The 26,440-nt window shown below is 46.4% G+C and carries 25 protein-coding genes and 1 riboswitch; of the genes, 9 read left to right on the plus strand and 16 right to left on the minus strand.

Annotated elements, in window-relative coordinates:
* Positions 1 to 143: 143 nt before the first annotated feature.
* From FHS17_RS21295 to FHS17_RS21305, 3 genes are all read left to right on the plus strand, one after another.
* Positions 144 to 1,046, plus strand: coding sequence for a LysR family transcriptional regulator (locus FHS17_RS21295; protein ID WP_167280450.1), 903 nt, complete (start codon positions 144 to 146; stop codon positions 1,044 to 1,046).
* Positions 1,047 to 1,299: 253 nt separating this feature from the next.
* Positions 1,300 to 2,109 (plus strand): histidinol-phosphatase, encoded by an 810-nt coding sequence (locus FHS17_RS21300; RefSeq protein ID WP_167280451.1) that lies wholly within the window; start codon positions 1,300 to 1,302, stop codon positions 2,107 to 2,109.
* Positions 2,110 to 2,358: 249 nt separating this feature from the next.
* The gene (locus FHS17_RS21305) at positions 2,359 to 3,204 is read left to right on the plus strand and encodes a DMT family transporter (protein ID WP_167280452.1); all 846 of its coding nucleotides are present in this window, start codon (positions 2,359 to 2,361) and stop codon (positions 3,202 to 3,204) included.
* Between the two features lie 71 nt (positions 3,205 to 3,275).
* On the opposite strand, the gene FHS17_RS21310 is transcribed toward FHS17_RS21305, so the two are convergent.
* Positions 3,276 to 3,674, minus strand: coding sequence for a DoxX family protein (locus FHS17_RS21310; protein WP_167280453.1), 399 nt, complete (start codon positions 3,672 to 3,674; stop codon positions 3,276 to 3,278).
* 194 nt (positions 3,675 to 3,868) lie between these two features.
* Here FHS17_RS21310 and FHS17_RS21315 point away from each other — a divergent pair, with 194 nt between their 5' ends.
* Positions 3,869 to 4,177 (plus strand): winged helix-turn-helix transcriptional regulator, encoded by a 309-nt coding sequence (locus FHS17_RS21315; protein WP_279590381.1) that lies wholly within the window; start codon positions 3,869 to 3,871, stop codon positions 4,175 to 4,177.
* 169 nt (positions 4,178 to 4,346) lie between these two features.
* Here FHS17_RS21315 and sdhB read toward each other — a convergent pair whose 3' ends face one another.
* Genes sdhB through FHS17_RS21330 form a run of 3 tightly spaced genes read right to left on the minus strand, consistent with a single transcriptional unit; the run spans position 4,347 to position 7,564 of the window.
* The gene (gene sdhB / locus FHS17_RS21320) at positions 4,347 to 5,105 is read right to left on the minus strand and encodes a succinate dehydrogenase iron-sulfur subunit (protein ID WP_167280454.1); all 759 of its coding nucleotides are present in this window, start codon (positions 5,103 to 5,105) and stop codon (positions 4,347 to 4,349) included.
* A gap of 2 nt (positions 5,106 to 5,107) precedes the next feature.
* Positions 5,108 to 6,865, minus strand: coding sequence for a succinate dehydrogenase flavoprotein subunit (gene sdhA, locus FHS17_RS21325; RefSeq protein WP_167280455.1), 1,758 nt, complete (start codon positions 6,863 to 6,865; stop codon positions 5,108 to 5,110).
* 27 nt (positions 6,866 to 6,892) lie between these two features.
* Positions 6,893 to 7,564 (minus strand): succinate dehydrogenase cytochrome b558 subunit, encoded by a 672-nt coding sequence (locus FHS17_RS21330; RefSeq protein WP_167280456.1) that lies wholly within the window; start codon positions 7,562 to 7,564, stop codon positions 6,893 to 6,895.
* Positions 7,565 to 7,810: 246 nt separating this feature from the next.
* Here FHS17_RS21330 and FHS17_RS21335 point away from each other — a divergent pair, with 246 nt between their 5' ends.
* Positions 7,811 to 8,686: a LysR family transcriptional regulator gene (locus FHS17_RS21335; RefSeq protein WP_167280457.1), complete on the plus strand. Its 876-nt coding sequence runs from the start codon at positions 7,811 to 7,813 to the stop codon at positions 8,684 to 8,686.
* A 385-nt stretch (positions 8,687 to 9,071) separates the two neighbouring features.
* On the opposite strand, the gene FHS17_RS21340 is transcribed toward FHS17_RS21335, so the two are convergent.
* Together FHS17_RS21340 and FHS17_RS21345 are read right to left on the minus strand one after the other, a co-directional pair.
* Complete coding sequence (locus FHS17_RS21340; RefSeq protein WP_167280458.1) at positions 9,072 to 9,734, minus strand: potassium channel family protein; 663 nt, start codon at positions 9,732 to 9,734, stop codon at positions 9,072 to 9,074.
* A 17-nt stretch (positions 9,735 to 9,751) separates the two neighbouring features.
* A complete protein-coding gene (locus tag FHS17_RS21345) occupies positions 9,752 to 11,092 on the minus strand; it encodes a TrkH family potassium uptake protein (RefSeq protein WP_167280459.1) in 1,341 nt (446 codons plus the stop codon).
* 73 nt (positions 11,093 to 11,165) lie between these two features.
* A riboswitch (cyclic di-AMP (ydaO/yuaA leader) is annotated at positions 11,166 to 11,326 on the minus strand.
* 250 nt (positions 11,327 to 11,576) lie between these two features.
* On the opposite strand from FHS17_RS21345, the gene FHS17_RS21350 reads away from it, so the two are divergent.
* From FHS17_RS21350 to FHS17_RS21360, 3 genes are all read left to right on the plus strand, one after another.
* A complete protein-coding gene (locus tag FHS17_RS21350; RefSeq protein WP_167280460.1) occupies positions 11,577 to 13,172 on the plus strand; it encodes a CPBP family intramembrane glutamic endopeptidase in 1,596 nt (531 codons plus the stop codon).
* Positions 13,173 to 13,329: 157 nt separating this feature from the next.
* The gene (locus FHS17_RS21355) at positions 13,330 to 13,824 is read left to right on the plus strand and encodes a hypothetical protein (protein WP_167280461.1); all 495 of its coding nucleotides are present in this window, start codon (positions 13,330 to 13,332) and stop codon (positions 13,822 to 13,824) included.
* A gap of 146 nt (positions 13,825 to 13,970) precedes the next feature.
* Positions 13,971 to 14,588 carry a hypothetical protein gene (locus tag FHS17_RS21360; protein ID WP_167280462.1) on the plus strand — a complete coding sequence of 206 codons (618 nt, stop codon included), beginning with the start codon at positions 13,971 to 13,973 and terminating at the stop codon, positions 14,586 to 14,588.
* A 95-nt stretch (positions 14,589 to 14,683) separates the two neighbouring features.
* Here FHS17_RS21360 and uvrC read toward each other — a convergent pair whose 3' ends face one another.
* Positions 14,684 to 16,561 carry an excinuclease ABC subunit UvrC gene (gene uvrC, locus FHS17_RS21365; protein WP_167280463.1) on the minus strand — a complete coding sequence of 626 codons (1,878 nt, stop codon included), beginning with the start codon at positions 16,559 to 16,561 and terminating at the stop codon, positions 14,684 to 14,686.
* Positions 16,562 to 16,845: 284 nt separating this feature from the next.
* Between uvrC and FHS17_RS21370 the strand changes: the two genes are divergently transcribed.
* Complete coding sequence (locus tag FHS17_RS21370) at positions 16,846 to 16,992, plus strand: YqzM family protein (RefSeq protein ID WP_167280464.1); 147 nt, start codon at positions 16,846 to 16,848, stop codon at positions 16,990 to 16,992.
* A 53-nt stretch (positions 16,993 to 17,045) separates the two neighbouring features.
* Here FHS17_RS21370 and FHS17_RS21375 read toward each other — a convergent pair whose 3' ends face one another.
* The 9 genes from FHS17_RS21375 to FHS17_RS21415 form a co-directional block, all read right to left on the minus strand.
* A complete protein-coding gene (locus FHS17_RS21375) occupies positions 17,046 to 17,264 on the minus strand; it encodes a YezD family protein (protein WP_167280465.1) in 219 nt (72 codons plus the stop codon).
* Positions 17,265 to 17,316: 52 nt separating this feature from the next.
* Positions 17,317 to 18,201, minus strand: a complete 885-nt coding sequence (gene cysW / locus FHS17_RS21380; RefSeq protein ID WP_167280466.1) for a sulfate ABC transporter permease subunit CysW — start codon at positions 18,199 to 18,201, stop codon at positions 17,317 to 17,319.
* A 13-nt stretch (positions 18,202 to 18,214) separates the two neighbouring features.
* Positions 18,215 to 19,057, minus strand: a complete 843-nt coding sequence (gene cysT / locus FHS17_RS21385; protein ID WP_167280467.1) for a sulfate ABC transporter permease subunit CysT — start codon at positions 19,055 to 19,057, stop codon at positions 18,215 to 18,217.
* Between the two features lie 41 nt (positions 19,058 to 19,098).
* Positions 19,099 to 20,211: a sulfate ABC transporter substrate-binding protein gene (locus FHS17_RS21390; RefSeq protein ID WP_167280468.1), complete on the minus strand. Its 1,113-nt coding sequence runs from the start codon at positions 20,209 to 20,211 to the stop codon at positions 19,099 to 19,101.
* A 227-nt stretch (positions 20,212 to 20,438) separates the two neighbouring features.
* On the minus strand, positions 20,439 to 21,419 hold the full coding sequence (locus FHS17_RS30690) for an ABC transporter ATP-binding protein (protein ID WP_167280469.1): 981 nt from the start codon (positions 21,417 to 21,419) through the stop codon (positions 20,439 to 20,441).
* Between the two features lie 6 nt (positions 21,420 to 21,425).
* Entirely contained in the window at positions 21,426 to 22,445 is a 1,020-nt protein-coding gene (locus tag FHS17_RS30695; RefSeq protein ID WP_167280470.1) for an ABC transporter ATP-binding protein, read from the minus strand.
* Entirely contained in the window at positions 22,412 to 23,383 is a 972-nt protein-coding gene (locus FHS17_RS21405) for an ABC transporter permease (RefSeq protein WP_167280471.1), read from the minus strand. The genes FHS17_RS30695 and FHS17_RS21405 overlap by 34 nt, the downstream gene beginning before the upstream one ends.
* Positions 23,380 to 24,351 carry an ABC transporter permease gene (locus tag FHS17_RS21410; protein ID WP_167280472.1) on the minus strand — a complete coding sequence of 324 codons (972 nt, stop codon included), beginning with the start codon at positions 24,349 to 24,351 and terminating at the stop codon, positions 23,380 to 23,382. Before FHS17_RS21410 ends, FHS17_RS21405 begins: the two co-directional genes overlap by 4 nt.
* Positions 24,352 to 24,471: 120 nt before the next feature.
* Positions 24,472 to 26,214, minus strand: a complete 1,743-nt coding sequence (locus tag FHS17_RS21415) for a peptide-binding protein (RefSeq protein WP_167280473.1) — start codon at positions 26,212 to 26,214, stop codon at positions 24,472 to 24,474.
* Positions 26,215 to 26,440: the final 226 nt, after the last annotated feature.

Consider the following 26,440-nt stretch of genomic DNA (forward strand, 5'->3'; position numbering starts at 1 on the left):
ATGGTAATGGCTATACTTCAGCAATAGTTCGACGGTACCCTGTTTATTCCTCTTTTAAGAATTTTTGAAGCTTGGCTGCTTTTTTGCTGTAAACCTCTATTTGCTTTATAATATTAAGTGATCATGTTCGAGGGGGAATTGAATTGAATATTAGCCAGCTTGAAACGCTCCTCACCATATCGAAAACGATGAGCTTCCGAAAAGCCGGCGAACTGCTGAATTTAACTCAGCCTGCCGTCTCAGCTCAAATTAAGACGCTCGAGGAAGAATTCAAGACGGTTCTAATCGATCGCAACCAGCCAGTCACCCTGACCGACCATGGAAAAGTATTCCTGGATCATGCAGAGCGGATTTTATCGGTTGTCGAGGAATTGAAGCAGAAACTGTCAGACTTGAATGCGACACCTCAGGGCCATATTATATTAGGAACAACCTCATCGATGGCCATTCAGATTTTGCCCCGGGTGTTGTCCTATTTCCAAGATCAGTACCCGCTGATCAAAACAACAATTCATACGATGCCTTCCTCTCAGGTTATGGCTAGTGTGGAGAACGGCTCGGTAGACATCGGCATTTCGTACATAGCTGAAAAGAACCCAAATGTGAACTCCTCTATTCTTTATTACGATTCGTTTGTCCTCGTTGCTTCTCCGGCTCATCCATTGAGCCAAGTAACGCATACTACCATAGATATGCTGAAGGATATGCCTTTCATCATGCTTGCTCCTGATACGTTAGGCCGCAGATTCCTGGATCAGATCTTCAAGAAAAATAACATCCAGCCGAATATTATTATGGAACTGTCGAGCAGTGAGGAAGTCAAACGGATGGTTGAGATTAACCTCGGCGTTGCCGTCGTATCCAAGCTATCCATTGCAAACGAATTAAAGTTAGGTTCACTTAAAATCATCAAAGTCGCAGAGCTTGAACCTTATCATCCGGTCGCGGTTGTCTACAAATCCGGAAGATACTTAAATATTGCGATGCAGCAATTTTTAAGTGACTTGAAGGGTATGCCGGAGCAATCATTTCTTGGCAGCGAGTAAAATGCAATGCTTACGAAGTAAGAATCACTACAGATGAGCAGCAATCTTTAAGCTCATGCTTACGAAGTAAGAATCACTACAGATGAGCGGCAATCTTTAAGCTCATGCTTACGAAGTAAGAATCACTACAAATGGCCAATTAATTGGCCATTTCGGTAGCAATTCTTAAGCTCATGCTTACGAAGCAAGAATCACTACAAACGGCCAATTAATTGGCCATTTCGGTAGCAATTCTTTTGAGGAGGAACTCATAATGAAATTCGATTTGCACACCCATCATGAACGTTGCGGTCACGCGAACGGCACGATCGAAGATTATATTATTGCTGCGCTTGATGCCGACCTTCAAGTCATTGGCATCTCTGACCATTCGCCGTATTTCGGAAGCGAGCAAGACCAGCCTTTTCCCGGCATTGCCATGGCTCGCAGCGATTTCTCCAGCTATGTTGATGAAGTCCTTCGATTGAAGGAAAAGTATAAAGGCCGTATTGAAGTACTGCTTGGGATGGAATCGGATTTCTTCCCGAAGCATGCAGAAACTTACCGCTCGGCTTACCAGGGTGTACCTTTCGATTATTTGATTGGTTCAGTCCATCAGGTAAGCGGTGTCAGTATTTTTAACCGTAACCGCTGGAAGGGCTTATCAGAGGAAAAGACAATTGCGGAGAAAGTATCGTATTATGATCTCATTCAGCAGTCTGCCCGCAGTGGAATGTTCGATATCTTAGGACATATTGATGCAATGAAGGGTTACTTCCCTGCTTTCTCTGATATTCCTGCTGATGAAGCGATTGATGATACGTTACGTGTAATTGCGAAGCATGATATCGCTATTGAGATCAATACATCAGGCAGCACCAAAGATGTAGGTGGATGGTATCCTTCTGATGCAATTTTAGAGAGAGCTCTTCATTTTGGGGTTAACGTCACTTTTGGATCGGATGCCCACAAACCAAGCCGAGTTGGCGATGAATTCGAGCTTGTACGCAAACGTCTGAAGGAAATTGGGTTCTCCCAGTGGGTCTTCTACCGCAAACGCCAGCAAATTATTGTTCCACTTTAAAATAAAGAGTAAAAATGAATTAAAAGCTTCGCCTTGAGCGCAATGTCATTAAGTTAGCTAACTTAATGACATTGCGCTTGAGCGAAGCTTTATTTATTATACAGACAAAAAAAGTGGACCTGTGCGATCACAGGTCCGAAATTGATATATTAAAAGGGGGTCTTGTTTATTATAATAGCCTAATAATATGTTTGTACCGTAACAGAACTATTTCATTTGTGTAACAAATTCGGGCAGGAGATGACATCAATGTGGCTTGCAACTGCAGTCGGCAGCGCCGTGCTGTTTGGACTGGCAGGCTGGTGGATGAAAGTAAGCCAAATGCACCGGGGACATGTATCGGTTATGCTGATCGGGCTTTATGTGTCCGGTACAGCTGGTTTTGGCATCCATGCAGCAATTGAAGGAACTATCGATCAATTAAGTGATTATCGGGTATGGATCGCGGGGATTATCATTGGAGCAGGCTCTTCTCTGGGCAACGCTTTGTTCATGAAGGCTTTGGACTATGGCCCAGCGAGCTTAACTTCCCCTTTAACGAATATGAATATTGTGCTTGTTGTAGCACTAGGCACCCTTTATTACGGAGAATCTTTACGGGCAACAGAATCGCTGGGCATTTTACTGCTGCTGGTTGCCGTTGTCTTAATCTCCTACAAAAAACAATCACAATCTACAGCCATACAGTCCCGCTGGTACCTATATGTAATTGCAGCTGTTCTCTTCTTCACCTTCCGTAATGGAGGATTAAAGATCACAGAGGAGCTCGGCTTATCCAGTGCACCAATTCTTTTTATCGGATATGCCCTATCCCTTATATGGTTCGCCTTTCCAATTAGAAAAGCGACAGACCGCGCAGCATTCCGGACCGGCTTAAAGCTTGGCTTGCTCGCAGGCTTGTTCTCTTATGGCGGACTCCAGCTGTATGCGGTCGCGTTAGCAACTGGCCCCGCCAACCTGGCTGCACCCATCTTTGCGACGAACAGTCTTGTTGTTGCAGCAGGTTCTATACTTATCTACAAAGAGAGACTCAACCGCGTCCAATGGGCGGCATTCCTCCTGACCATTGCCGGACTAATCATTATTCGGATCTAATTGTATCAAAGCACAAAAGCACCGCCAGAGTCTGCTGATTGCAGAACCTAGCGGTGCTTTTCACTTATCGATTATTTCAGTAAAGCATCAATCGAGATATCACCTGCGCCAACAAAGGCTACTCCAAGGGCAACTGCGATCAATACCAGATTGTATTCATAACCATTCTGTGTAACCCAGAGACCATTCGCGCCATGTACCTTCACAATCGCCATAATCATTAGGATGATCAGTAACGCAGCACCAACTTCGATCCATAAGCCAGCTCCGAACAACAAGCCTCCAACAACCTCTGTCAGACCTGCACCTGCTGCCATCAGGACACCTGGTTTAAGACCTAAGGATTCCATCCATCCTCCGGTACCTTTGAGCCCGTATCCGCCAAACCAGCCAAACAGCTTCTGTGCACCATGACCTATCATCAATAAACCAATAACTACCCGTATAATCAATAATCCTGTATCCATCATTTTAACTCTCTCCCTTTATCTATTCTTCTCTTTTAGTGAGCGGCCGCTCTTGATGCACTTATCATAATGTATGTTACTTACTTTAGTCAAGTCGATATAAATAAAATAGTTAATACCCAAATTTGGCTATTTCAACGAACTTACTTTTCCATAGAACATATGCTACAATGAAGGTAGAAAAAGGGGTGATCGCGTTGGATTATTCAACTATGTGCCCAAAGTATGAAGCTGCGGCCGACATTTTAGGTAAGAAATGGACAGGGCTTATTATTCGGGTCATGCTTGGCGGACCTAAACGGTTCAAGGAAATTAAAGAGCAGATTCCCGAGATGAGTGACAAGATGTTAACGGATCGGATGAAGGAATTAGAAAGTCAGAATATCATCAAACGAACGGTCTATCCTGAAATGCCTGTTCGAATCGAATATGAACTAACACCGAAGGGCCGCGAGCTCCAGCCTGTTATCGAATCGATACAAAACTGGGGCGAGCATTGGATGTAAGGATTTACTCAAAAAAAGCTGTGCCAGACAGGATTATCACTCCCCTGTCTGGCACAGCTTTTTTGCTTTGGTTGACATTCCTCGGCAACTATTTTACTATATTGATAATAGTTATCATTATCAAATGAAGGATAAGAAAAAGCCCCCCGTTATTCGGAGGGCATTGTTCTTAACCAAGCCATTTTTTGAACAGATGTTTGGTTGTATCACGGTTGATTGCTGCGATCGAAGTCGTAAGTGGAATACCTTTCGGGCAAGAGCGCACGCAGTTTTGCGAGTTACCGCAGCCTTCGATACCACCGTCTTCCATCAGCGTCTCCAGACGTTCAGCCTTGTTCATTTCACCAGTAGGGTGAACGTTGAACAAGCGCACTTGGGAGATCGCTTGCGGGCCGATAAAGCTGTTCCGGTCATTAACGTTCGGGCAAGCTTCCATACAAACGCCACAAGTCATACATTTGGACAATTCGTAAGCCCATTGACGTTTCGACTCGGCGAGACGTGGTCCAGGACCCAGATCATACGTACCGTCGATAGGAATCCATGCTTTAACCCGTTTGAGCGCGTTGAACATGCGCTCGCGGTTAATAACAAGGTCACGTACGACAGGGAATGTACGCATAGGCTCAAGGCGTACTGGCTGCTCGAGCTGATCGATCAGCGCGCTGCACGCTTGGCGAGGCTTGCCGTTGATAACCATCGAGCAGGCACCACATACTTCCTCAAGACAGTTCGATTCCCAACATACAGGAGCCGTGTTGCCGCCGTCCGATTTTCTCGGATTACGTTGAATCTCCATCAGGCCGCTGATAACGTTCATGTTAGCGCGGTAAGGGATCTCAAACTCTTCTGTGTACGGCTGGGAGTCTGGTCCATCTTGACGGGTAATAACGAACTTTACGGTTTTTGTTGCTGTCGTTTGAGCCATTGTTATTCTCCTTTCTTCTTGTTGGCTGTATAGTCGCGTTTACGCGGTTTGATAAGCGAAGTATCAACTTCCTCGTACGAAATTTGTGGACCTTCTGGCGTCCAGGTTGCTTTCGTTGTTTTCAGGAAGTCTTCGTCATTACGATCCGGGAAGTCTGGCTTGTAATGCGCGCCGCGGCTTTCGTCACGAAGCAAAGCACCAAGTGTCATCGCTTCAGACAGTTCAAGCATGTTCCACAGCTGACGTGTGAAGGCAACGCTTGAGTTGTTCCATTGCGCCGTATCGTTAATGTTGATGTTCTGGTAACGCTGCTTCAGCTCTTTGATCTTATCGATCGTTAGCTTCAGCTTATCATTGAAACGAACTACGGTCATGTTGTTCGTCATCCATTCGCCAAGCTCTTTGTGAAGGACATACGCATTTTCCGTACCGTTCATGCTTAGGATTTTGTTGTATTTATCAGTTTGACGTTTTTTCTCACGATCAAATACCGAAGAGGCAACATCCTCAGAAGACTTCTTAAGGCCATTAATGTACTCGACTGCTTTTGGTCCTGCAACCATACCACCAAAGATAGCAGACAAGAGCGAGTTCGCACCAAGACGGTTCGCACCATGGTAATTGTAATCACATTCGCCAGCTGCGAAGAGACCTGGGATGTTCGTCATTTGGTTGTAATCAACCCACATGCCGCCCATCGAATAGTGAACTGCAGGGAAGATCTTCATCGGGATTTTACGCGGGTCGTCGCCCATAAATTTCTCGTAAATTTCGATGATACCGCCGAGCTTAACATCAAGCTCCTTCGGATCTTTATGCGACAGGTCAAGGTATACCATGTTCTCGCCGTTGATACCAAGCTTGTCATCAACGCAGACGCTGAAGATCTCACGTGTTGCGATATCACGCGGAACAAGGTTGCCGTAAGCAGGATATTTCTCTTCAAGGAAGTACCAAGGCTTACCGTCTTTATAAGTCCAGATCCGGCCGCCTTCACCACGAGCAGATTCAGACATCAGACGAAGTTTATCGTCGCCTGGAATTGCCGTTGGATGAATTTGAATAAATTCGCCGTTAGCGTAATGTACGCCTTGCTGGTAAGCCGCACTTGCTGCAGTACCAGTATTAATAACGGAGTTCGTTGTTTTACCAAAGATGATACCAGGACCGCCGGATGCGAGAATAACTGCGTCGCCAACGAAAGTATGTACTTCCATCGAGCGCAGGCTTTGCGCTGAAACACCACGACAGATGCCTTCATCATCCAATACAGCGCCAAGGAATTCCCAGTGCTCGTATTTCGTTACGAGACCAGCTGCTTCCCAGCGGCGAACTTGCTCGTCCAGTGCGTACAGCAGCTGTTGGCCAGTTGTTGCACCTGCAAAAGCTGTACGGTGATATTGCGTACCGCCGAAACGACGGAAGTCAAGCAGACCCTCTGGTGTACGGCTGAACATTACGCCCATACGGTCCATCAAGTGAATAATGCCAGGTGCAGCTTCACACATTGCTTTTACCGGAGGCTGGTTCGCGAGGAAGTCGCCGCCATAGACGGTATCGTCAAAGTGCTCCCAAGGGGAGTCGCCTTCACCTTTTGTATTAACAGCGCCGTTAATGCCGCCTTGCGCGCAAACGGAATGGGAACGTTTAACCGGCACGACGGAGAACAAATCCACATGCACGCCCGCTTCCGCCGCTTTTACGGTTGCCATAAGACCGGCAAGACCGCCACCAACGACGATAATTTTATTTTTAGCCATAACGTTTCGCTCCTTGTCTAAATACTACTAACCGATATTGGTCAATGCCAATGCGGCACTTGCTGCTTCTTTGAACTCGTCACCTGAGAAAGCGATAAGGGACAGAATGAACAGCGCAGATACCAGTACAAAGATGACCATGCAAATATTCGCCGAAACTTTTTGTGCCTTCGGCGATACTGTAATCCCCCAGCTAACAAGGAATGCCCAAAGGCCATTGCTGAAGTGGAATACCGCAGCCAGAATACCAATGAGATACAAGATAAACAAAGCAGGGCTTGTTGCGATATCATGCATCGTCGAGCCAAGCTCTTCATGTGTCACATTGCCCAGTGCGACTTGCACACGAGTCTCGAACACATGCCAGAAGATAAAGATGAAGGTAATAACCCCCGTAATACGCTGCATTGTGAACGCCCAGTTACGGCCATATTGGAAACGACCTGAGTTGAGGTTCGACTGATAAGCCATGTATAGGCCATAAATACCGTGGAACAAGATCGGCAGGTAAATACCGAAAATTTCGAGCAGCGTTACAATAGGCAGATCATTAATGAAGCTTACTGCCTTAGTGAAGCCTTCCGGCCCACGTTCATACGCCTGAAAATTGGCGAGCGCATGCACGATGATAAACCCACCGAGCGGAATCACCCCTAGAAGAGAGTGCAGCTTGCGCCAGTAGTACGAATTTCCGTTCATTAATACTTCTCCTTTCCAGTACTCCATCACATTTTACTGTTGACAAACCATTCTACATTTTACCCCCGGTACTTAAGTCCGTCAACAAAAGTCGACACCAGGTGTGAAAAGATTCACTCCACGTCATTGTGAAGACTTTCCTCTAAAGCTACCCCTTTAATCCTACTCCTTTTGGACTTATAATGGAATTGCATATTTATTATAATTTATTATAACAATTTCGCATAAGCGACTGGAGTGACGATAATGATCGAAGAATTCAATATGTTCGCAGCAATTGTTGAACATTCCAGCATGAATAAAGCGGCAGCTCTTCTAAATTTGTCCCAGCCAGCCTTATCCCGCAAAATTGCCAAGCTGGAGGAGGAGATTGGAGCCAAGCTGTTCGAGCGTGTTGGTAAAAGGCTTGAACTGACACGAGTTGGTCAGTTGACTTACGAATATGCGGTGAACCTGCGCAGGCTGCATCGCCGCTATATGGACTCCGTTTCCGAATATACGGCTGCAGGGCGGACTTCCATTACTATTGGAGCCAGTCTTACAACCCTTCAGACTACATTACCCGACTTCATCAAGACGCTAAACGCCAGCCATCCTGAATTTGACATCAAAGCGGTTACCGGCAAAACACATGAGATCGTTAGCCTAGTCCGGGACAATAAAGCAGATATCGCGATCATCGCCTCGATGATCGAGGATTCCCAGCTTCACTGTGTTCCGTTGTTCGATGATCACTTGCTGCTCGTCATCCCAACTAGTGTCTCCATTACCAGTCAGGAGCTTACAATTGAAGATTTGAACGGACTGCCCATGATTCTGTTCTCAAAGGGAACCTGGTACCGCAGGCTGACAGACGAAGTATTCGCCAAATACCATCTTCAGCCTGATGTACGAATGGAGATTGACTCCTTCGAAGCAATTGTCCGTCTTCTTCATACTTGCCGCGCGGCTACTCTGCTCCCGCAATCTTATATGCGCAAGCAACTGCTAGCCGATAACGAACTCATCGTCGTCCCCATCCGTGAGCTGGAAGACACAAAGCGAACAACCTGCCTGATCCACAACGACCCTTCCGATCTCCATCCAGCTGTCCGCAGGTGGATTGCTGAGTTGGGCCAGTGAGAGGGCTTCGGCTCTTGTTTTTTGTCCTTCCCTTCCCTTTTTTCCGTAGGACAGTGTTGTCCGCGCTTTTTAGCGCGCCCTTCACTGTCCTTCTTTACATTCCCGCGCAGGGGGGATGGATGGATGGATGGGGAATGGTTGGGTGCGGGGCTCGGTGGGTAAGGGGTATCTCTGGAGGAGCGGAGCGCTCGCCTTTGTCCTTCCTTTGCTTACACCTATGTAAACCAATTCAGAGCAAAGGAAGGACAACAGCGGCCGTAAGAGATACCCCGTCTCACCAGAGCCATCCCGCCCCATCCATCCCCGTCCATCCCATCCCCAGCGACCAGCGACAGCCGGAATAAAAAAGGACAGAGAACGCTAACTGCGCCCACTGTCCTTATCATCACCTGATAATCGTTTCTTCAAACTGTTCAATCTGCTCGTTTGTCCCGATGACAACCATCACGTCTTTTTCAGTTACAACATCCGTCGCTGTAGGAGCTATTATAATACCGGTAGGCTTATTAATCGCAACGATGCTGCAGCCGAATCTGGCGCGCAGATTCAGGTCATTTAGAGATTTGTTATTCAAGCAATTCGGAACCGAAAGCTCAGCAATCGTATATTCCTTCGACAGCTCGATATAATCAAGCAGATTTGGACTTACAAGCTGATGAGCAACCCGGATACCCATGTCCCGCTCCGGATAAACAACGCGGTCGACTCCGATTTTCTCCAGTACACGTCCATGCAGCTCACTCATCGCTTTTGCGACAACCCGCTTCACGCCAAGATCCTTCAATAAGATAGTCGTCAGAATACTGGCCTGAATATCATCGCCAATTGCGACAACCCCGCAGTCAAAATTACGAACGCCTAATGATCGTAAAGTTTCCTCATCCGTGCAATCCGCAGACACCGTATAAGTCAGCACATTGCTCATTTCTTGGACAGCTTCCTCATCCCGGTCGATTCCGAGCACCTCATAGCCTAATTTGATAAGCTCTCTTCCGAGACTGGAGCCAAATCGCCCAAGCCCTACGATCACAAACTGATTGTTTTTCATTCTTTCTTTCTATTCCCCTATCCAATCGTAATTTTGCCTTCCGGATACCTGTACAGCTCTTTCTCTGATTTTGGTCCAAGCGCATACGCAAGCGTAAGTGGTCCAAGTCTGCCTGCGAACATAGTTAACGCAATAATAATCTTGCCGAAATCCGTCAGCTCCGGTGTAATGCCGACCGTCAAGCCGACCGTACCAAAGGCTGATGTTGTCTCAAATAAAATTTTCAGAAACTGCTGATCTTCTGTTGTCGACAGCAGCATCGTAACAAAGATGACCAGCGTGAGCGACAGCATTGTAATCGTCAGTGCCTTAAAGATCCGATCTTTACCAAGCCGATAATGGAACAAAACAATATCCTCCCGGCCTCTGATCATTGCAATAACCGCACCAATCATCGTCGTAAAGGTAGTCGTCTTAATCCCACCCCCGGTTGACCCGGGAGAAGCACCAATAAACATTAGAATAATAGTGAAGAAAACAGTAGCCTGCCGCAGCTGCGTATAATCTACCGTGTTGGCTCCTGCCGTTCTTGGCGTAACCGATTGGAAGAAGGACGCCAGTATTTTACCTCCCCAATCCAATGAACCAAGCGTCTTGCTATTCGAAAATTCAAAGATAAAGATGACGATAGCACCAACAGCAATCAGGGTTCCAGTCATAGATAGAACAACTTTACTATGAAGGGAGAGCCGCTTGTTTTTACGGTACTCCAGTAAATCAGCCATAACAACAAAACCAAGACCGCCTAAAATAATAAGCAGCATCGAGACCAGATTAACGAGCGGGTCACTTGCGTACATCGTCAAACTGCGGAAGTTGCCGAATATATCAAAGCCTGCATTATTAAAGAATGAAATCGCATGGAAAAAACCAAACCAAACGGCTTTGCCAAACGGCATATCGAAGGCAAACCGAATCGCGAACAGAATGGCACCAACCAGTTCAATTGTAAGAGAATAAATAATAACCCTGCGGATTAATCTAACAATGCCTTCCATACTTGTCTGATTCATCGCTTCCTGCAAAATCAACCGTTCCTTGAGCGATATCCGCTTGCGTATTGCAAGTGCAATAAGCGTGGCCATCGTCATAAAGCCTAGACCACCGACCTGGATCAAGGAAAGTATAATCACTTTCCCAGGAGTAGAGAAGTATGTACCTGTATCTACCACTACTAAGCCGGTTACACATGTCGCCGAGGTTGCTGTAAACAGTGCATCAATGAAAGGTAGTCTAGATCCGTCACTTGAGGCAAACGGCATCGTGAGCAGAAAAGCACCTATCACAATAATGGCGGCAAAGCCAAAAACAAGAATTCGTGGCGGCGGCCATTTCAATATGTTGAAATAACGGGTCATGTTTCACTCCTTCATATAGGACATATCTAAAATTGGGCATAAAAAAAAGCACGGGAACCCCCAGTGCGATATGAGTCCTGTTCCACCCAGCCTACGAGGTTAGCTGACGGATTCGGGCCTGGAAAGGCAGCCCTATTCAAGCGAAATGCTTAAAATTCACCCCATGCTGACGGATTGCTCCGTGCAGCGTTATGGTTCCCCCGTTTTCATGACGAAATTCGGCTGTTGCTATTCAATTCATATGACGTTATCGATTATACGCCCAAATGACAGATGCGATCAAAATGGGCTTAGGCGATAATTAAGCGGTATTCGTTCAAAAATGGTCAATCACATGAAGCAAATGCTCACTTGCTGGCTGCAAGTCCTTATTTCACAGCTTACCGTTAGCATCCTCTCCTTTCGCCTCTATTGGATAATTCAGGCTAATAATGATAAGGTTACATTAGATAAGCATCGTCTGAATTCGAAATGGAGGTTATGTATGATCCCTACCATCGCTCCCCATGAATGGAGACGTTTCCTGTGGGCTGCTGTTGCAGGTGCAATTATTTTTATCTTTACACAAATTGGCCCAATTGCTGGCGACCAGCTATTCTCCAGCTCAACAACCCCAAAGGTCATTTCTAAAAGTGAAGCAGCCCAGACAGCAGAAGCCTTCGTCAATAAGCAATTTCATGAAGCTGCTGTATCGTCCCATACGATTTATCAAACCGATAGTTTGGCAAACGGTTATTTTTCTAAAGAAGACTTACTTAAGACGTATGAGGACCAGTATGACACCAAGTTCCCGACGGATACCTTCCAGGTTAATCTTGATCTTGAAGACGGCAGCAACGCTATTGTATACGTTCATATGACAAACGGCAGTGTTACAGGATGGCATTGGCTGGGTGCCTCTCCAACTGATAATGGAAAGCTGCAGCAGACAGCTGCAAAAGCTTTTGCCATTACCAAAGGCTTCCGTTCAGAAGAACTAAAGAGCTTGTACATCAATGATGACGGTGATGTTGTCCTTCATCCAACAGGATATAAGCTTGGAGATGCAACGCTCGAGCTTATCATCGGTGTAGGCTTGATTGATGATAAAGCGGTTATTACAAGATATAAGCCAGCTTTTCAGGCTCCTGCTAGCTACATAACGTATGTAGATGGTCAGAAAGACATTGGCAGTATTTTATCCATCGTCAGTCTGGCCTATATGTGCTTTATATCACTGGTTCTTTCTATTATTTATGCGATTCTGTACCGCCGGCACACCACATTTAAAAGAGGCGTTTTTATCAGCCTTGTGTTCATCGTGTTCTATATTTATAACAATCTGAACGTGCTGGACGGCATTATGGCATCCTTGGGTGAACAGATCCGCTCAGACGCAGAGATGAATGCGACTATCATCATTACTGTCGTCCTGCTTATTCCAGTAGGACTAGCCGTTTATTTCGCACTCGTTGCCGGTGACGGTATGTGGCGGTCGCAAAAACGTCCATTATGGCCAGGCTTCCGCGAGCGGGGTTATGGGGACCATGTATGGCGCAGCGTAGGACTATCCTATCTCTTTGCAGCTGTCATATTGGGTTGTCAGGCTATTATTATGATTGCAATGGAGTTTCTTGCCGGATCATGGGCAACCAGCGATCCTACTCAATCTCCATATAATACAAATATGCTGTGGCTCATGCCGATGATGGCCTGGTGTGCGGCGATCTCCGAAGAAGCGATATTTAGGTTGTTCGGGATTGCTTTATTTAAGAAGTGGTTCAAAAACACATTTATTGCCACTCTTATTCCTACAACGATGTGGGCGCTTGGCCATGTCGGATACCCGATCTTCCCGTTTTATACCCGGATCGTAGAGCTCGTTATTTTAGGAACGGTATTTTGCTTGATCTTCCTCAAATACGGCTTTATTACAGCCGTTTTCACTCATGCTATATTAGACAGTCTACTCATGGGCTTAGATCTTATAGGTGTAGGCGGAGCTGTTAATATTACAGCAGCCATCATCTATGCCATTTTGCCAGTCATTGTTGCATGGACGATAAAGTACTGGCATAACCGTCGGCACTTACGAGCCTGACTTCGGAAAGAATTAACTCTAAAAAGGGATGTATCCTCAGCGATACATCCCTTTTTGCTGTCCGAAAAGCCTATTTAATAGAAACGGTAACGTTTGTCCAAGAGTAATTCTATTCACCTTAATATACTCTATTAAAACCATTATGGAGGTGATAGGATTGACAACAAAAATCAGCGGTTACAGCGGTAATAAACAAAGCTCGAGTCAAAAATGCAATGACAAGGGCAAAAAATCAAGCGGCGGCAAGCACAAATCGTCTGGTAAGAAGAAATCAAGCGGCAGCAAACACAAATCTTCCAGCAAGAAGAATTGCTGCTATGAGCACAAATCTTCTGGAAAATGTTATGAACACAAATCGAATGGCTGCAATTGCGACCACAAATCATCCGGCTGCTCTGATAACTCAGCAATTCCAAGCAACCAAGGAGACAAATCAAGCGGAAAGAGCAACTCCGAACATGCGTACAGTATTCTTTGCAAGCTGTCGCTCGGACAAGTTATCCATCGTGTGACGCTGGATAATGGGAAAGATCTTGATAAAGTGAAATGGGCAGGCTTCCAAAACGGAAATGCTACATTCTCTGCAGTGAGCTACAAAACGCCTTATATTGTGTATGTTCCACTTCACAAAATTACAAGTATCGCTCTGTAAGAAGAGATGGACAAGGGACTATTTCGTCCGTTTGTCCACTCCTGTACAAGAGTAACTCTAGCATCCTTCATATACTCTAGTATTACGTTCATGAGGAGTGATAGAATTGCCTAATAACCAAAGCTCAGGTGGTAATCAAAGCCCTGGTGGCAACCAAAGTCCGGGCAACCAAAGCCCTGGCAATCAAAGCCCTGGTAACCAAAGCCCTGGCAACCAAAGCCCTGGAAATCAAAGCCCTGGCAACCAAAGCCCTGGAAATCAAAGCCCTGGCAACCAAAGCCCTGGCAACCAAAGCCCTGGTAACCAAAGCCCTGGCAACCAAAGCCCTGGTAACCAAAGTCCTGGCGGTAGAAGTGCAGGCGCTAACAAAGCTGCAGCTAAGAAAGCAGGAGGCGGCAAAGGCAAATCTGGGGGCAATAAAGCTGGAGCAGATAAAGCTGAAGGCGGTAAATCCGAAGGCGACAAAGGCGGCAAAGGCAAATCTGGGGGCAATAAAGCTGGAGCAGATAAAGCTGAAGGCGGTAAATCCGGTGGCAACAAAGGCGGTAAAGGCAAATCTGGGGGCAATAAAGCTGGAGCAGATAAAGCTGAAGGCGGTAAATCCGGAGGCGACAAAGGCGGTAAAGGCAAGTCCGGGGGCAATAAAGCTGGAGCGGATAAAGCTGAAGGTAGTAAATCCGGTGGCGGTAAAGGCGGTAACAGCAAATCCGGTGGCAAAGGCAATAAAAGCGGCAAAGGTAAATAATAAAGAAAAGGAAATGTAGGTTACCCTACATTTCCTTTTCTGTTAATATCGCAATAGAAATGAGGTTACCCTACATTTCTTTTCCTGCTAATATGAAAAAGAAATGAGGTTACCCTACATTTCCTTTTCTTTGTCGCTCTCATTTAAAGCCTCGAGTATTTGTGAAGCCAGCTTTTCGCCGATCGATAGCGGTTTGAAGTCTTCAATGGTGGCTTCCTTAATTTTCTTGATTGAACCAAAATGCTTAAGCAAAAGCTTGCGCCGCTTCTCTCCAATACCTGGAATCGAATCCAGCTTGGAAGCGATCATCGATTTTCCACGTTGTTCACGGTGGAAGGAGATCGCAAATCGGTGAACCTCATCTTGAATCCGCTGGAGCAGATAAAACTCCTGGCTGTCCCGCGGCAATGGCACCACTTCTGGCGGATCGCCAGTCATCAGTTGAGCTGTCTTATGCTTCGCATCCTTAACTAGACCACATACCGGGATATCTAGTCCGAGCTCATTTTGCAAAATATCAAGAGCCGCTGATATTTGCCCCTTCCCTCCATCGACTACAATCAAGTCTGGAGGCGTCAGTTGATCTTTAAGTACTCGCTCATACCGACGACGGACAACTTCACGCATCGTTTCGTAATCGTCTGCCCCAACAACAGTCTTCACTTTATATTTACGGTATTCCTTCTTATCCGGCTTGCCGTCAGTAAAGACGACCATCGCCGAGACCGGATTTGTACCTTGAATATTCGAGTTATCAAAAGCTTCAATTCGCCGTACATCAGACAGGCCAAGCCACTCTGCCAGTTTTTCCGATGCCCGAATGCTTCTCTCCTCATCCCGCTCAATAAGGCGGAATTTATCAGCAAGTGCAATCTTCGCATTGTCGATGGCCATGGTAACGGCTTCGCTTTTCCGTCCACGCTGCGGCAGTAATACCTTCACCTTCAGCCAGTTATGCAGCATTGTTGCGAACTCGTCCGGAACGTTCGCGGATTCATCGGTACTTTCCTCATCCCCGAGCGGCAAGGGCAGCAAGATCTGCTTCGGCAGCGCTGGGTTATCGCTGTAATACTGTGTGACGAACGTCATGAAGTCATCATATTCTTCCCCATAATACGGGAAGGATGTACCTCGGCGTTCAATCATTTTACCTTGTCGCATATACAGAATCTGAACGCACATCCAGCCTTTCTCCACCGCATAGCCAAATATATCGCGATCGAGGGCATCATTCATCGTAATCTTCTGCTTCTCAATCACGGCATCAATATTTATAATCTGATCTCGGTATTCCTTAGCCCGCTCGAAATCCAGCTCTTCCGCCGCAGCTTCCATTTTTCGCTGAAGATCAGTCTTTACCACATCATGACCGCCATTAAGGAATTTTGTAATCTCCTGAACCATCGAGTCATATTGCCCTTGCTCCACTTCGAATTCACATGGGGCAATGCATTGGCCGATATGATAATACAAGCACACTTTATCCGGCAAGGTACCACATTTGCGCAGCGGATACAGCCGGTCAAGAAGCTTCTTCGTTTGTTGAGCAGCAAAGGCATTTGGATACGGCCCAAAATACTTCCCCTTGTCCTTCACAACACGGCGAGTCACTTCAAGACGCGGATGGGTCTCATTCGTGATCTTAATATATGGAAAAGTCTTATCGTCCTTAAGAAGCACATTATACCGCGGATGATATTGCTTAATCAGGTTACACTCCAGGATGAGTGCTTCCATATTACTTGAGGTAATAATATAGTCAAAGTCCCGAATTTCGGATACGAGGCGTTGTGTCTTGCCATTATGACTGCCATTGAAGTAGGATCGAACACGATTCTTCAGCACCTTTGCTTTACCTACATAGATAATGGTGCCTTCCCCATTCTTCATTAAATAACAGCCTGGCTGATCTGGAAGCAGCGCTAATTTGTTGCGGATTAACTCTTCGGCTTCTGCCCGGCTGATGGCTGTATTCTGTTGTTGCTGATCCATATTGTTCCTCCTAAAAAGAATTGCCACACAGATGGCCGAACTCTGGCCAGTTCCGTGGTGATTCTTACTTCGAAAGCATAAGAAAAGAATAAATGGCCGAACTCTGGCTAGTTGTGGTGATTCTTACTTCGAAAACATAAGCTCGGGGCTACTTTTGCATTCTTTTATTTTAACATATCGAACGCATGTTTCGCCTTATATTTGTCAATCAATTGCTTTACAATTATTCGTAAAGTTGGGTATACTATTAAAAGCTGAATGGTCTTCAAGGGAGGCGTAATCATATGGAAAATGTACGTGATCCGCGCGAACATGTGAACGAAGAACCGCGCCACGACTTGATGGACGTTATGATGGGCTTTGGCGGTATGCTCGGTTTTATGACCGTGCTATTCGCTGCAGCTGTCATCGTGAAATTCATCATCTCTTAACACAAAAAAGCTCCGTATCGGATTTCGATACGGAGCTTTTTTTGTCTATCTTATTATTGAGCAACTGCGCGCAACTGATCGCCATTTGCTGCCTTTTGCTCCGTTGAAGCTTGTTTATGCGGCGGTTGATCATAACGTGTACGCTCCGTACGATCAATTTGAACGATGCGTCCATCATGTACGGTAATATTGACAGAACCATATTGCAATCCGTTCACTTGTTCAAGAATACGATCCAACCACACTTGATCTACTTCCAAAGGTTTTGCCATTATTAACCCCTCCATAATCAACCGATTTACTCGGTATTAATATTAAAAAAAATTAGTCCAGTATTTCATGTGATGATCTTTGATTTGTTTTCCACTCGAACAAGGCCTTGACGATCAATGTCAGAACCGCCAGCATAACGAGCAAGGATGCCACCGCAAAGGATGCAGAAAACTGATATTCATTATAGAGAATCTCAATATGAAGAGGCAGTGTATTCGTCTCTCCCCGGATATGACCAGATACGACGGATACAGCACCAAACTCCCCCATCGCACGGGCGTTACTTAAGATTATGCCGTACAGCAAACCCCATTTGATATTCGGCAGCGTAATGCGCCAGAAGATTTGCCACCCTTTTGCTCCTAGGCTTGCAGCCGCTTCTTCCTCCTGCACTCCTTGTGCCTGCATAAGAGGAATCAATTCGCGTGCAACAAATGGAACAGTGACGAAGACCGTTGCTAGAACAATACCTGGTAATGCAAATACGATTTGAATATCATGCTTGTCGAGCCATGGTCCAAAGAAGCCTTGTGCACCAAACAATAAAATATAGATCATTCCTGATATAACAGGAGATACTGCAAACGGTAGATCAATTAAGGTGATAAGAAGGTTCTTCCCTTTGAAACGGAATTTGCTGATTGCCCATGCTGCTGCGATACCAAACACGGCATTAAGAGGTACCGCAATCAGAGCAACAAATAAGGTCAAGCGCAAGGCAGATAAGGCATCCGGGTCGGTAATCGCCGCCCTGTATACATCAAAGCCCTTCTTGAAAGCTTCAATAAATACAGATACAAGAGGCATAACAACCGCAAGCCCTAGAAATACAAGAGCAATGCTAATTAATAACCATTTTACGCCAGCCGATTCTGTTATATGTTTCGGCCGTTTGGATGCTTCCTGAGATAAGTGCGCGGTAACTGCTCCAGCCATCTCTAATCCTCCCCTATTCCGCTGCTGTACGGCGGCTAATGCGCCATTGCATGAAATTAATAAGCAGTAACAGCAAGAAGGAAATTATGAGCATCACCAAAGCAATTGCTGTAGCGCCTTTGTAATCAAATTGCTCAAGCTTCGACATGATCAGGAGCGGGGCAATTTCCGTTCTCATCGGCATATTGCCGGAGATGAAGACAACTGAACCATATTCCCCGATTCCCCGAGCGAAGGCCAACGTGAACCCGGTTAACAACGCTGGCAGCAACTCCGGAAAAATCACTTTCCAAAATGTACGCCACCGATAAGCCCCTAACATCACTGCCGCTTCTTCCGTATCTTTCTCGAAGTCTTGCAGGACAGGCTGTACGGTCCGTACAACAAACGGGATACCAATAAAAATTAAAGCAATCGTAATGCCAAGCTGCGTGTAAGCGACCTTCAGTCCAAGCGGCTCAAGGATCGAGCCAACCCAACCGTTAGGTGCGTAGATCGCTGTCAGCGCGATACCTGCTACCGCCGTCGGGAGAGCGAACGGCAAATCGACGAGGCTGTCGATTAACTTTTTCCCGGGGAAACGATAACGAACAAGCACCCACGCAACAAGCAGCCCGAAGACGAGATTCGTTATAGCAGCGAAAAAGGAAGTCGTAAAACTGATTCGATAGGCTGCGATTACCCGAGGGTTCGTAATGACTGCCCAGAACTCGCTCCAGCTCAGGCCGGTTGTTTTCACAAACACACCGGCGAGAGGGATAAGAACGATCAAGCTCAGGTAAGCAATGGTGAAGCCCATCGACAGGCCAAAGCCTGGCAAAACATTTTTAGACTTCTTTGCTTTGGAACCTTTCATGTGAAGTCAGCTCCGTTCATCAGTGGTCATCTTCATTAATCTTACGAGCCTGGCGTGTAAATTTTGTCGAAGATACCGCCATCATTAAAGTGCTTCTCTTGAGCAGTTTTCCAGCCGCCAAAGTCGTCGATCGTAATCAGTTCAAGATCTTTGAATTGATCTTTGTATTTCGCAGCGATTGTTTCGTTAATTGGACGGTAGTAGTTTTGAGCAGCAATCTCTTGCCCTTCATCCGAGTACAAATATTTCAGGTAACCTTCTGCTACTTCTCTTGTACCACGGTCATCAGCTACTTTATCAACAACTGCAACTGGAGGCTCTGCCAGGATGCTAAGCGAAGGATACACGATGTCGAATTTGTCTGGACCAAGTTCTTTAACAGACAAGTATGCTTCATTTTCCCAAGCAAGCAGAACGTCGCCGATTCCTTTTTCTACAAATGTCGTTGTAGCACCGCGAGCGCCGGAATCAAGAACAGGTACATGCTTATACAGCTCTTTTACGAACTCTTGTGCTTTTGCTTCATCATTGTTGTTTTGCTTCAGAGCGTAACCCCAAGCTGCGAGATAGTTCCAACGCGCACCGCCAGAGGTTTTCGGATTTGGTGTGATGACTTCAACGCCGTCTTTTACAAGGTCGCTCCAGTCGTTAATGCCTTTTGGATTGCCTTTACGAACGAGGAAAACAATTGTTGAGGTGTATGGAGCACTGTTATGTTCGAACTTCGTCTGCCAATCGGCATTAATAAGACCTGGTTCTACAAGAGCATCAATATCATAACCAAGTGCCAAAGTAACAACGTCTGCTTTCAAGCCGTCGATTACCGCACGCGCTTGTGCACCGGAACCGGCATGAGATTGCTTAATGGTAACTTCTTGGCCAGTTGTATCTTTCCAATATTTTGCGAATGCTTTGTTGTAGTTCTCATATAATTCACGAGTTGGGTCATACGAAACGTTAAGTAATTCTACTGGTGGTTTTGGTTTATCAGTAGGAGCTTCAGAAGCTGTACCGGCATTGTTTGTAGCGGCTGCTTCTTTATTTCCATTTTTATTTGAGTTGGAATTGGAGTTAGAGTTGGCGCCGCATGCTGCAAGCACCAGGGTAAACGTAAGGATAAGTACAAGCGAACGGACAATAGCTAATCTCTTCATAGTCAACACACCCCTATTTTTATTGACAGAAGAATAATGTTAGCATCCGGTGGTCCGGGTAGTCTGTATTATTCCTACCTGTTTAGTTGGTTATGGATGAATCTTACCAGCCGCCCAATTATCTGTCAATAGAAATTGGAAAATATTTATTGATTGCATAAGCTAAGCTTATAATCCGCTCAAAGTAAAAAGGCTGAGCGTTAGCCCAGCCTTCCATCATTAACGATTTAAGTTGCACTCAGCGGAAAATGACAGGCAATCTGTCTCCCGCCATTAACCTCGCGAAGTATTGGCTCCTCTACACTACACTTTGCTTGTGCTGCAGGACAACGCGGATGGAAGCGGCAGCCCGAAGGCGGATTAGCCGGTGAAGGCACATCCCCTTGCAGCACAATTCTCTCCCGCCTGCGTGCTGGATCCGGCCGTGGGATCGCGGATAATAACGCTGCCGTATACGGATGAAGCGGCTCGGCGAACAGCTCTTCTGTAGGCGCAACCTCAACGATTTTCCCTAGGTACATCACACCAACACGGTCGGAAATATGTCTTACTACATTAAGACCATGGGCGATAAATAGGAAGGTCAATCCCAGCTCTCGCTGCAGCTTCATCAGCAGGTTTATGACCTGTGACTGAACGGATACGTCAAGAGCAGATACCGCTTCATCTGCTACGATGAACTCGGGATTTAAGGCAATAGCTCTTGCAATTCCGATCCGCTGACGCTGTCCGCCGGAGAACTCTTGCGGATAGCGGTTTCTGCGGGTCGCATCTAGCCCAACCAGCTCCATCAGCTCGACGACACGGCTGTCGATCTCCCTCTCCGTCATCCGCTCATGCAGTCGCAGCGGCTCTCCAATGATATCCTTTACAAGAAACCTTGGATTAAGCGAACCAAACGGATCCTGGAAAATAATCTGCATCTGCTTGCGCAGCCGGCGCAGCTCTTGCCCGCTCAGCTTTTGTACATCTGTACCGTTGAAGTTGACCTCACCTTCCGTTGCCTGATGAAGATTAAGTACAACCCGGCCAAGCGTTGATTTACCGCAGCCCGACTCACCAACGAGCCCAAACGTCTCCCCTCTACGGATCGACAGGGTTATATCATCGACCGCTTTAACCTGGCCAACAACCCGGTTCAGAAGCCCAGATCGAATCGGAAAATATTTTTTCACTCCACGAAGCTCAAGTAGATATTCCGCTTTCATTTCGACTCACCTCTGCTCCGATTCATTTTGCTGCCATGCTGCTGCCCCGCCATCCTCCATATACATCCAGCATGAAGCTTGATGCTCTTCACCTACCGTGAATGATGGAGGTGACTTCTCCCGGCAAATATCCTTCGCGTAGGGGCAGCGTGGATGGAAGCGGCAGCCCACCGGAAGCTGACTGAGCCCCGGAATATTGCCGCGTATCGTATACAATTCATCACCACGTGATCCTTCAAGACCTGGTACCGACTTCAGAAGACCTACCGTATAAGGGTGGCTGGGGTGTGAGAATATTTCACTTACGCTGCCTTCTTCTACAATAATACCGGCATACATGACCGCAATGCGGTCAGCCATTTCAGCCGCAACACCCATATCATGGGTAATGAGCAGAATGGACATGCCAAGCTCCTTCTGCAGACTGCGCAGCAGATCAAGAATTTGGGCTTGCACTGTTACATCAAGCGCTGTTGTAGGTTCATCAGCAATGAGCAGTACTGGATCGCAGGCTAAGGCAATAGCAATGACAACACGCTGGCACATCCCGCCGGACAATTCATGCGGGTACTGTCTGGCGCGAATCTCAGGAGCCGGAATACCAACAAGCCGCAGCATATCTACTGCCATTTTGCGGGCTTCTTTCTTACTCTTCCTCTGATGAAGAACGATACTTTCCGCGATTTGATCCCCTACGGTGTAGACTGGATTTAAAGATGACATCGGATCTTGGAAGATCATCGCGATCTTATTCCCGCGAATGCGGATCATATCGTCCTGGCTTCGTTTCGCCAAATCTTCGCCTTGGAACTTAATACTGCCTTCCAGAATCGCACCACCGTTAAAATCAATTAGGCGCATGATCGCGAGGGAAGTTACGCTTTTACCGCTCCCGGACTCCCCTACCAGGCAAACGGTCTGCCCTTTGTCGAGTGAGAGCGACACATGCTCGGTAGCCTTTACCGTTCCGCCTACCGTTAGAAAGCCGGCTGTTAGATTTTCGATTTCAAGAAGCTTTTCCGCCATCTGTCGATCCTCCTCTCGGACATTTTCTGCCGCGGGTTCAATGAGTCCTGAATGCCATCACCTATAAAATTCACGGCAAGCACTACTAGAAGAATACAGACACCTGGATAAACGGATTGCATGGGATCAATCAGCATAAATTCACGTGCATTCGTCAGCATAAGTCCCCAGCTTGTATCGGGGGCCTTTATCCCTAAACCCAGGTAAGACAAGGCCGATTCGCTGAGAATAGCGGCTCCTACCATTAGCGTAGCGTTTACGATAATAGGAAAGCTGGCGTTACGGAGCAAATGTCTAAATATAATACCAAAGTTCGATACCCCAATCGCTCTTGCCGCCTCCACATACTGCATCTCTCGAAGCTGCAGGAATGTGCCTCGCACAAGTCGGGCCACACTCATCCAACTCGTTAGAATAAGAACGCTAATCATATAACGGAACTCTGTACCAAAGATCGCGAGCACGAGAATATTCAGGAACAATAATGGAATCGAATTCATCACGTCTACAAGCCGCATGAAACAGGTATCAATAAATCCTCCAAAATAACCGGATATGGACCCTATCAAGGTTCCAATGATGACTGATCCAGCCGCAACAGCAAATCCGACGGTCAAGGAGATCCGTGCGCTGTACAGCAATCGTGCAAATATGTCACGGCCTACTTCGTCTGTTCCGAGTAGATGGCCATCGGTACCTGCCTTCAAATTGGCGAACATCAAATCAATTTTTGCCGGATCATATTTGGTAAGCCACGGAGCGAACGCCCCACAGAAGACAAAAACCAGTAGAACAACAAGACCACTCATTGCATATGGATTACGGCGGAACTTGGACCATGCTGTACGCCAAGGCCCTGGGGGACGTTTGAGCGGCTTGACAGCCTGCACGTCAACCGGCGGGATAATGGCAGAGGTTTGCATATTGGCTTCGCTCATGCCGATCTCCCCCCTCTCTTACCAAGCTGTACACGTGGATCAACAACCGCATAGAGCAGATCGGCGATCAGATTGCCAACAATAACAATAACAGCTGTTAAGAGAGTAATAGCCATAAGAACGGAATACTCGCGCGCAACCGCCATCTGGACGAATAAACGTCCCATTCCCGGCCAATTGAATACACTTTCGGTTAATGCTGCACCCGCAACAAGCAGCGGCAGATCAAGCGCAACTATCGTAATGACAGGAATTAGAGCGTTACGGAGAGCGTGCTTGTAGATAACCTTACCTTCCCGCACCCCTTTTGCCCGTGCGGTACGGATATAATCCTTATCAAGCACCTCCATCATGCTGGAGCGTGAATATTTCACATATGCTGCTAGGAAACTTAGCGTTAACACAGAGACGGGTAAGATAAGATGCATCATCAAGTCGCCAAGCTGGCCTTCTTTATCCATCGTGTACATATCAGCGAGCGGCAGCCAATCCAGCTTTATCGAGAAGATCTGCTGTAGGATGATCCCGAACCAGAAGGTTGGCATCGCAAATCCAATATACGAAATAAAAGAGGCCGTCTGATCGGAGAGGCTATACTCCTTCGTGCTGTTGTAGATACCCCATGGAATGGCAATGATGAGGGTCAGCAGCCATGCTACACCCATCAGAACAAATGTGTTTTCTACGGTTGGCCAAATCACTTGGCCGATCGGTAAATGATTCTTGAACGTATATCCCAAATCACCTTGCAGCAAATTGCCTAACCAATGTAAATATTGCATAGGAAGCGGCTGATCCAGCCCCATATTATGTGCTTGTACCTTCATGGCCTCCGGCGATAAGCCTGGCGCCAGCATCATTTGAAAAGGTCCTCCCGGAGCGGCATGGATAAGCCCGAAGGTAACGAGCGTAATCAGGAATAGCACCAAGACGGACTGAAGCGTTCGGCGAATAAAAAACTCGGTCATATCCCATCCTCCTAAAAGAATTGCCTATGGCAATTCTACTTCGAAAGCATTAACTTAAAGGTTTACAAGGAAGAAGAGGGCCATGCCCTCTTCTCCTGTAAACGATCGATTGTACGCTGCTTATTCTGCCAGCCACCATTTGATCATGTGGTAGAAGTATCCTGTTTGATGGGTTGGCTCTGGAGCATCTTCTGGAGCATACTTCACTTTTGGTCCGATACCTTGCGGATTACCGTATTGATAGAGGAATACATAAGGCAGATCTGTGGAAATCTCAGTTGCGATTTGACCGTAAATCTCTTTACGAGCGGCTTGATCTACAACGGAGTATCCGTCCACCCATAACTTGTCGAGCTTTTCGTTCTTATACCAGCCGCTGTTTTGACCTGCTGGCGGAAAGTATTTCGATGAGAAGATGCTTTCGCCGTCCGGATCCGGATTGCTAAGCGACCAACCAAGGAGAATGGCAGGGTATTTACCCGGCGTAATATTCTGATCAATCCAGGTTGCGAAGTCAATCGCTGTTGGCTTCACTTCAATACCAACGTCTTTCAGGTTTTGCTGAATAATTTGGGATACGGCTTCACGGCGGCTATTACCGGCGTTGTATTGCAGCTCGAAGGAGAAGCGGTGGCCGTCTTTTTCGAGAATGCCGTCTTTGCCCGGTACCCATCCATCTTCGGCAAGCAGAGCTTTCGCTTTCTCGGCGTCATATGCATAGTTAACTGCCTTGTCGCCTGGATCTGACCAGGAACCTGGCAGGAATGGTGCGTTCATCAGGGCACCTGTACCTTTCAGAACATTATCGACCATGCCTTGACGGTTCAGAGCATAAGCGATAGCTTGACGGCTCTTTGGCGTATTGAATGGAATGAATTTATCAGGGAAGTTGTTTGCATCAAAGTTGAAACTGATATATTCGTAAGTTGAAGTTGCCCCTTTGATCACATTAATCTTGTCATTCTTTTCTACCGCTTCAAGCTGTGTAATCGGAATCGCAAGCGATGTATCAACATCACCCTTAATCAGAGCTTGAACCTCGGTATTTTGATCCGCATAAATTTTGTACACGACTTTTTGAATGTTTGGCTTCACTTCACCCCAGTAATTCGGATCCGCTTCGAGACTTACGTATTGACCTGTCTTCCATTCCGACCATTTCCAAGGACCACTTGTAACCGTCTTGGCAGGATCCTTACCATATGGATTTGCCTGCAAGTCTTCAGGCTTCACATCCTTCAAGATATGGCTTGGCACCGGATTGAGCATCAGGGAATATTGGAATGGCGCATACACTTGCTTCAGTGTAATTTTAACCGTGTAGTCGTCGGTTTTCTCTACACTGCCAACCTTGTCATAAAGGCTGATACCTGGTGCACCTGTTTTTGGGTTAATAACTGTATTAAGGGTAAAGACCAAATCTTCTGCAGTGATCGGCTGACCGTCACTCCATTTGGCCGTATTTTTCATTTTCACTGTGTACGTTTTGCCATCTTCCGAGACTTCTGGAAGCTCAGCAGCGATCGACCAAGGCTGTACAACCAGGTTGCCGTCGCGGTCTAGATCATACAGCTGGGCGAATAACAAATACTGCATATCGCCGGATGACGTATCATTTACGAATATTGGATTGACCGATACGATGTCGGAGAATGTACTTACTGTTAACGTACCGCCTACTTTAGGCGTGCTAGGATCTTCAGATGGTTCTGCAGAAGGGGACGCTGACTCGTCTGCTGTTGTCGCTGTTGGTGATGGAGAATTGGTACTGTTACCATTGTTATTACTAGAACAGCCTGCGATTACGATAGCCAAAATACTTAATAGAAATAAAAACTTCATGGGTTTCTTTCGAGTAATCATCCTATCTCCTCCTCTAATTAGCACGTGATTTTATCAATCCGTTTGGTGCCTGAATGATCCGCTGCCTTTCTATTTGTTCAAATCTTTTAATTTTTCTGAATATTTGCATTGTAAGTATTGCTTTCCATTTACTTAGCGTTCATAATCTCAGATGACAGCCTTATTCTGTATTCCTATAAACCAATTCTATCTTCCAACGTTGCACATCTTGATCTTTATTTTTCCA

It is taken from the genome of Paenibacillus lupini (assembly GCF_011761355.1).
GTDB classification, from domain to species: Bacteria; Bacillota; Bacilli; order Paenibacillales; family Paenibacillaceae; genus Pristimantibacillus; species Pristimantibacillus lupini.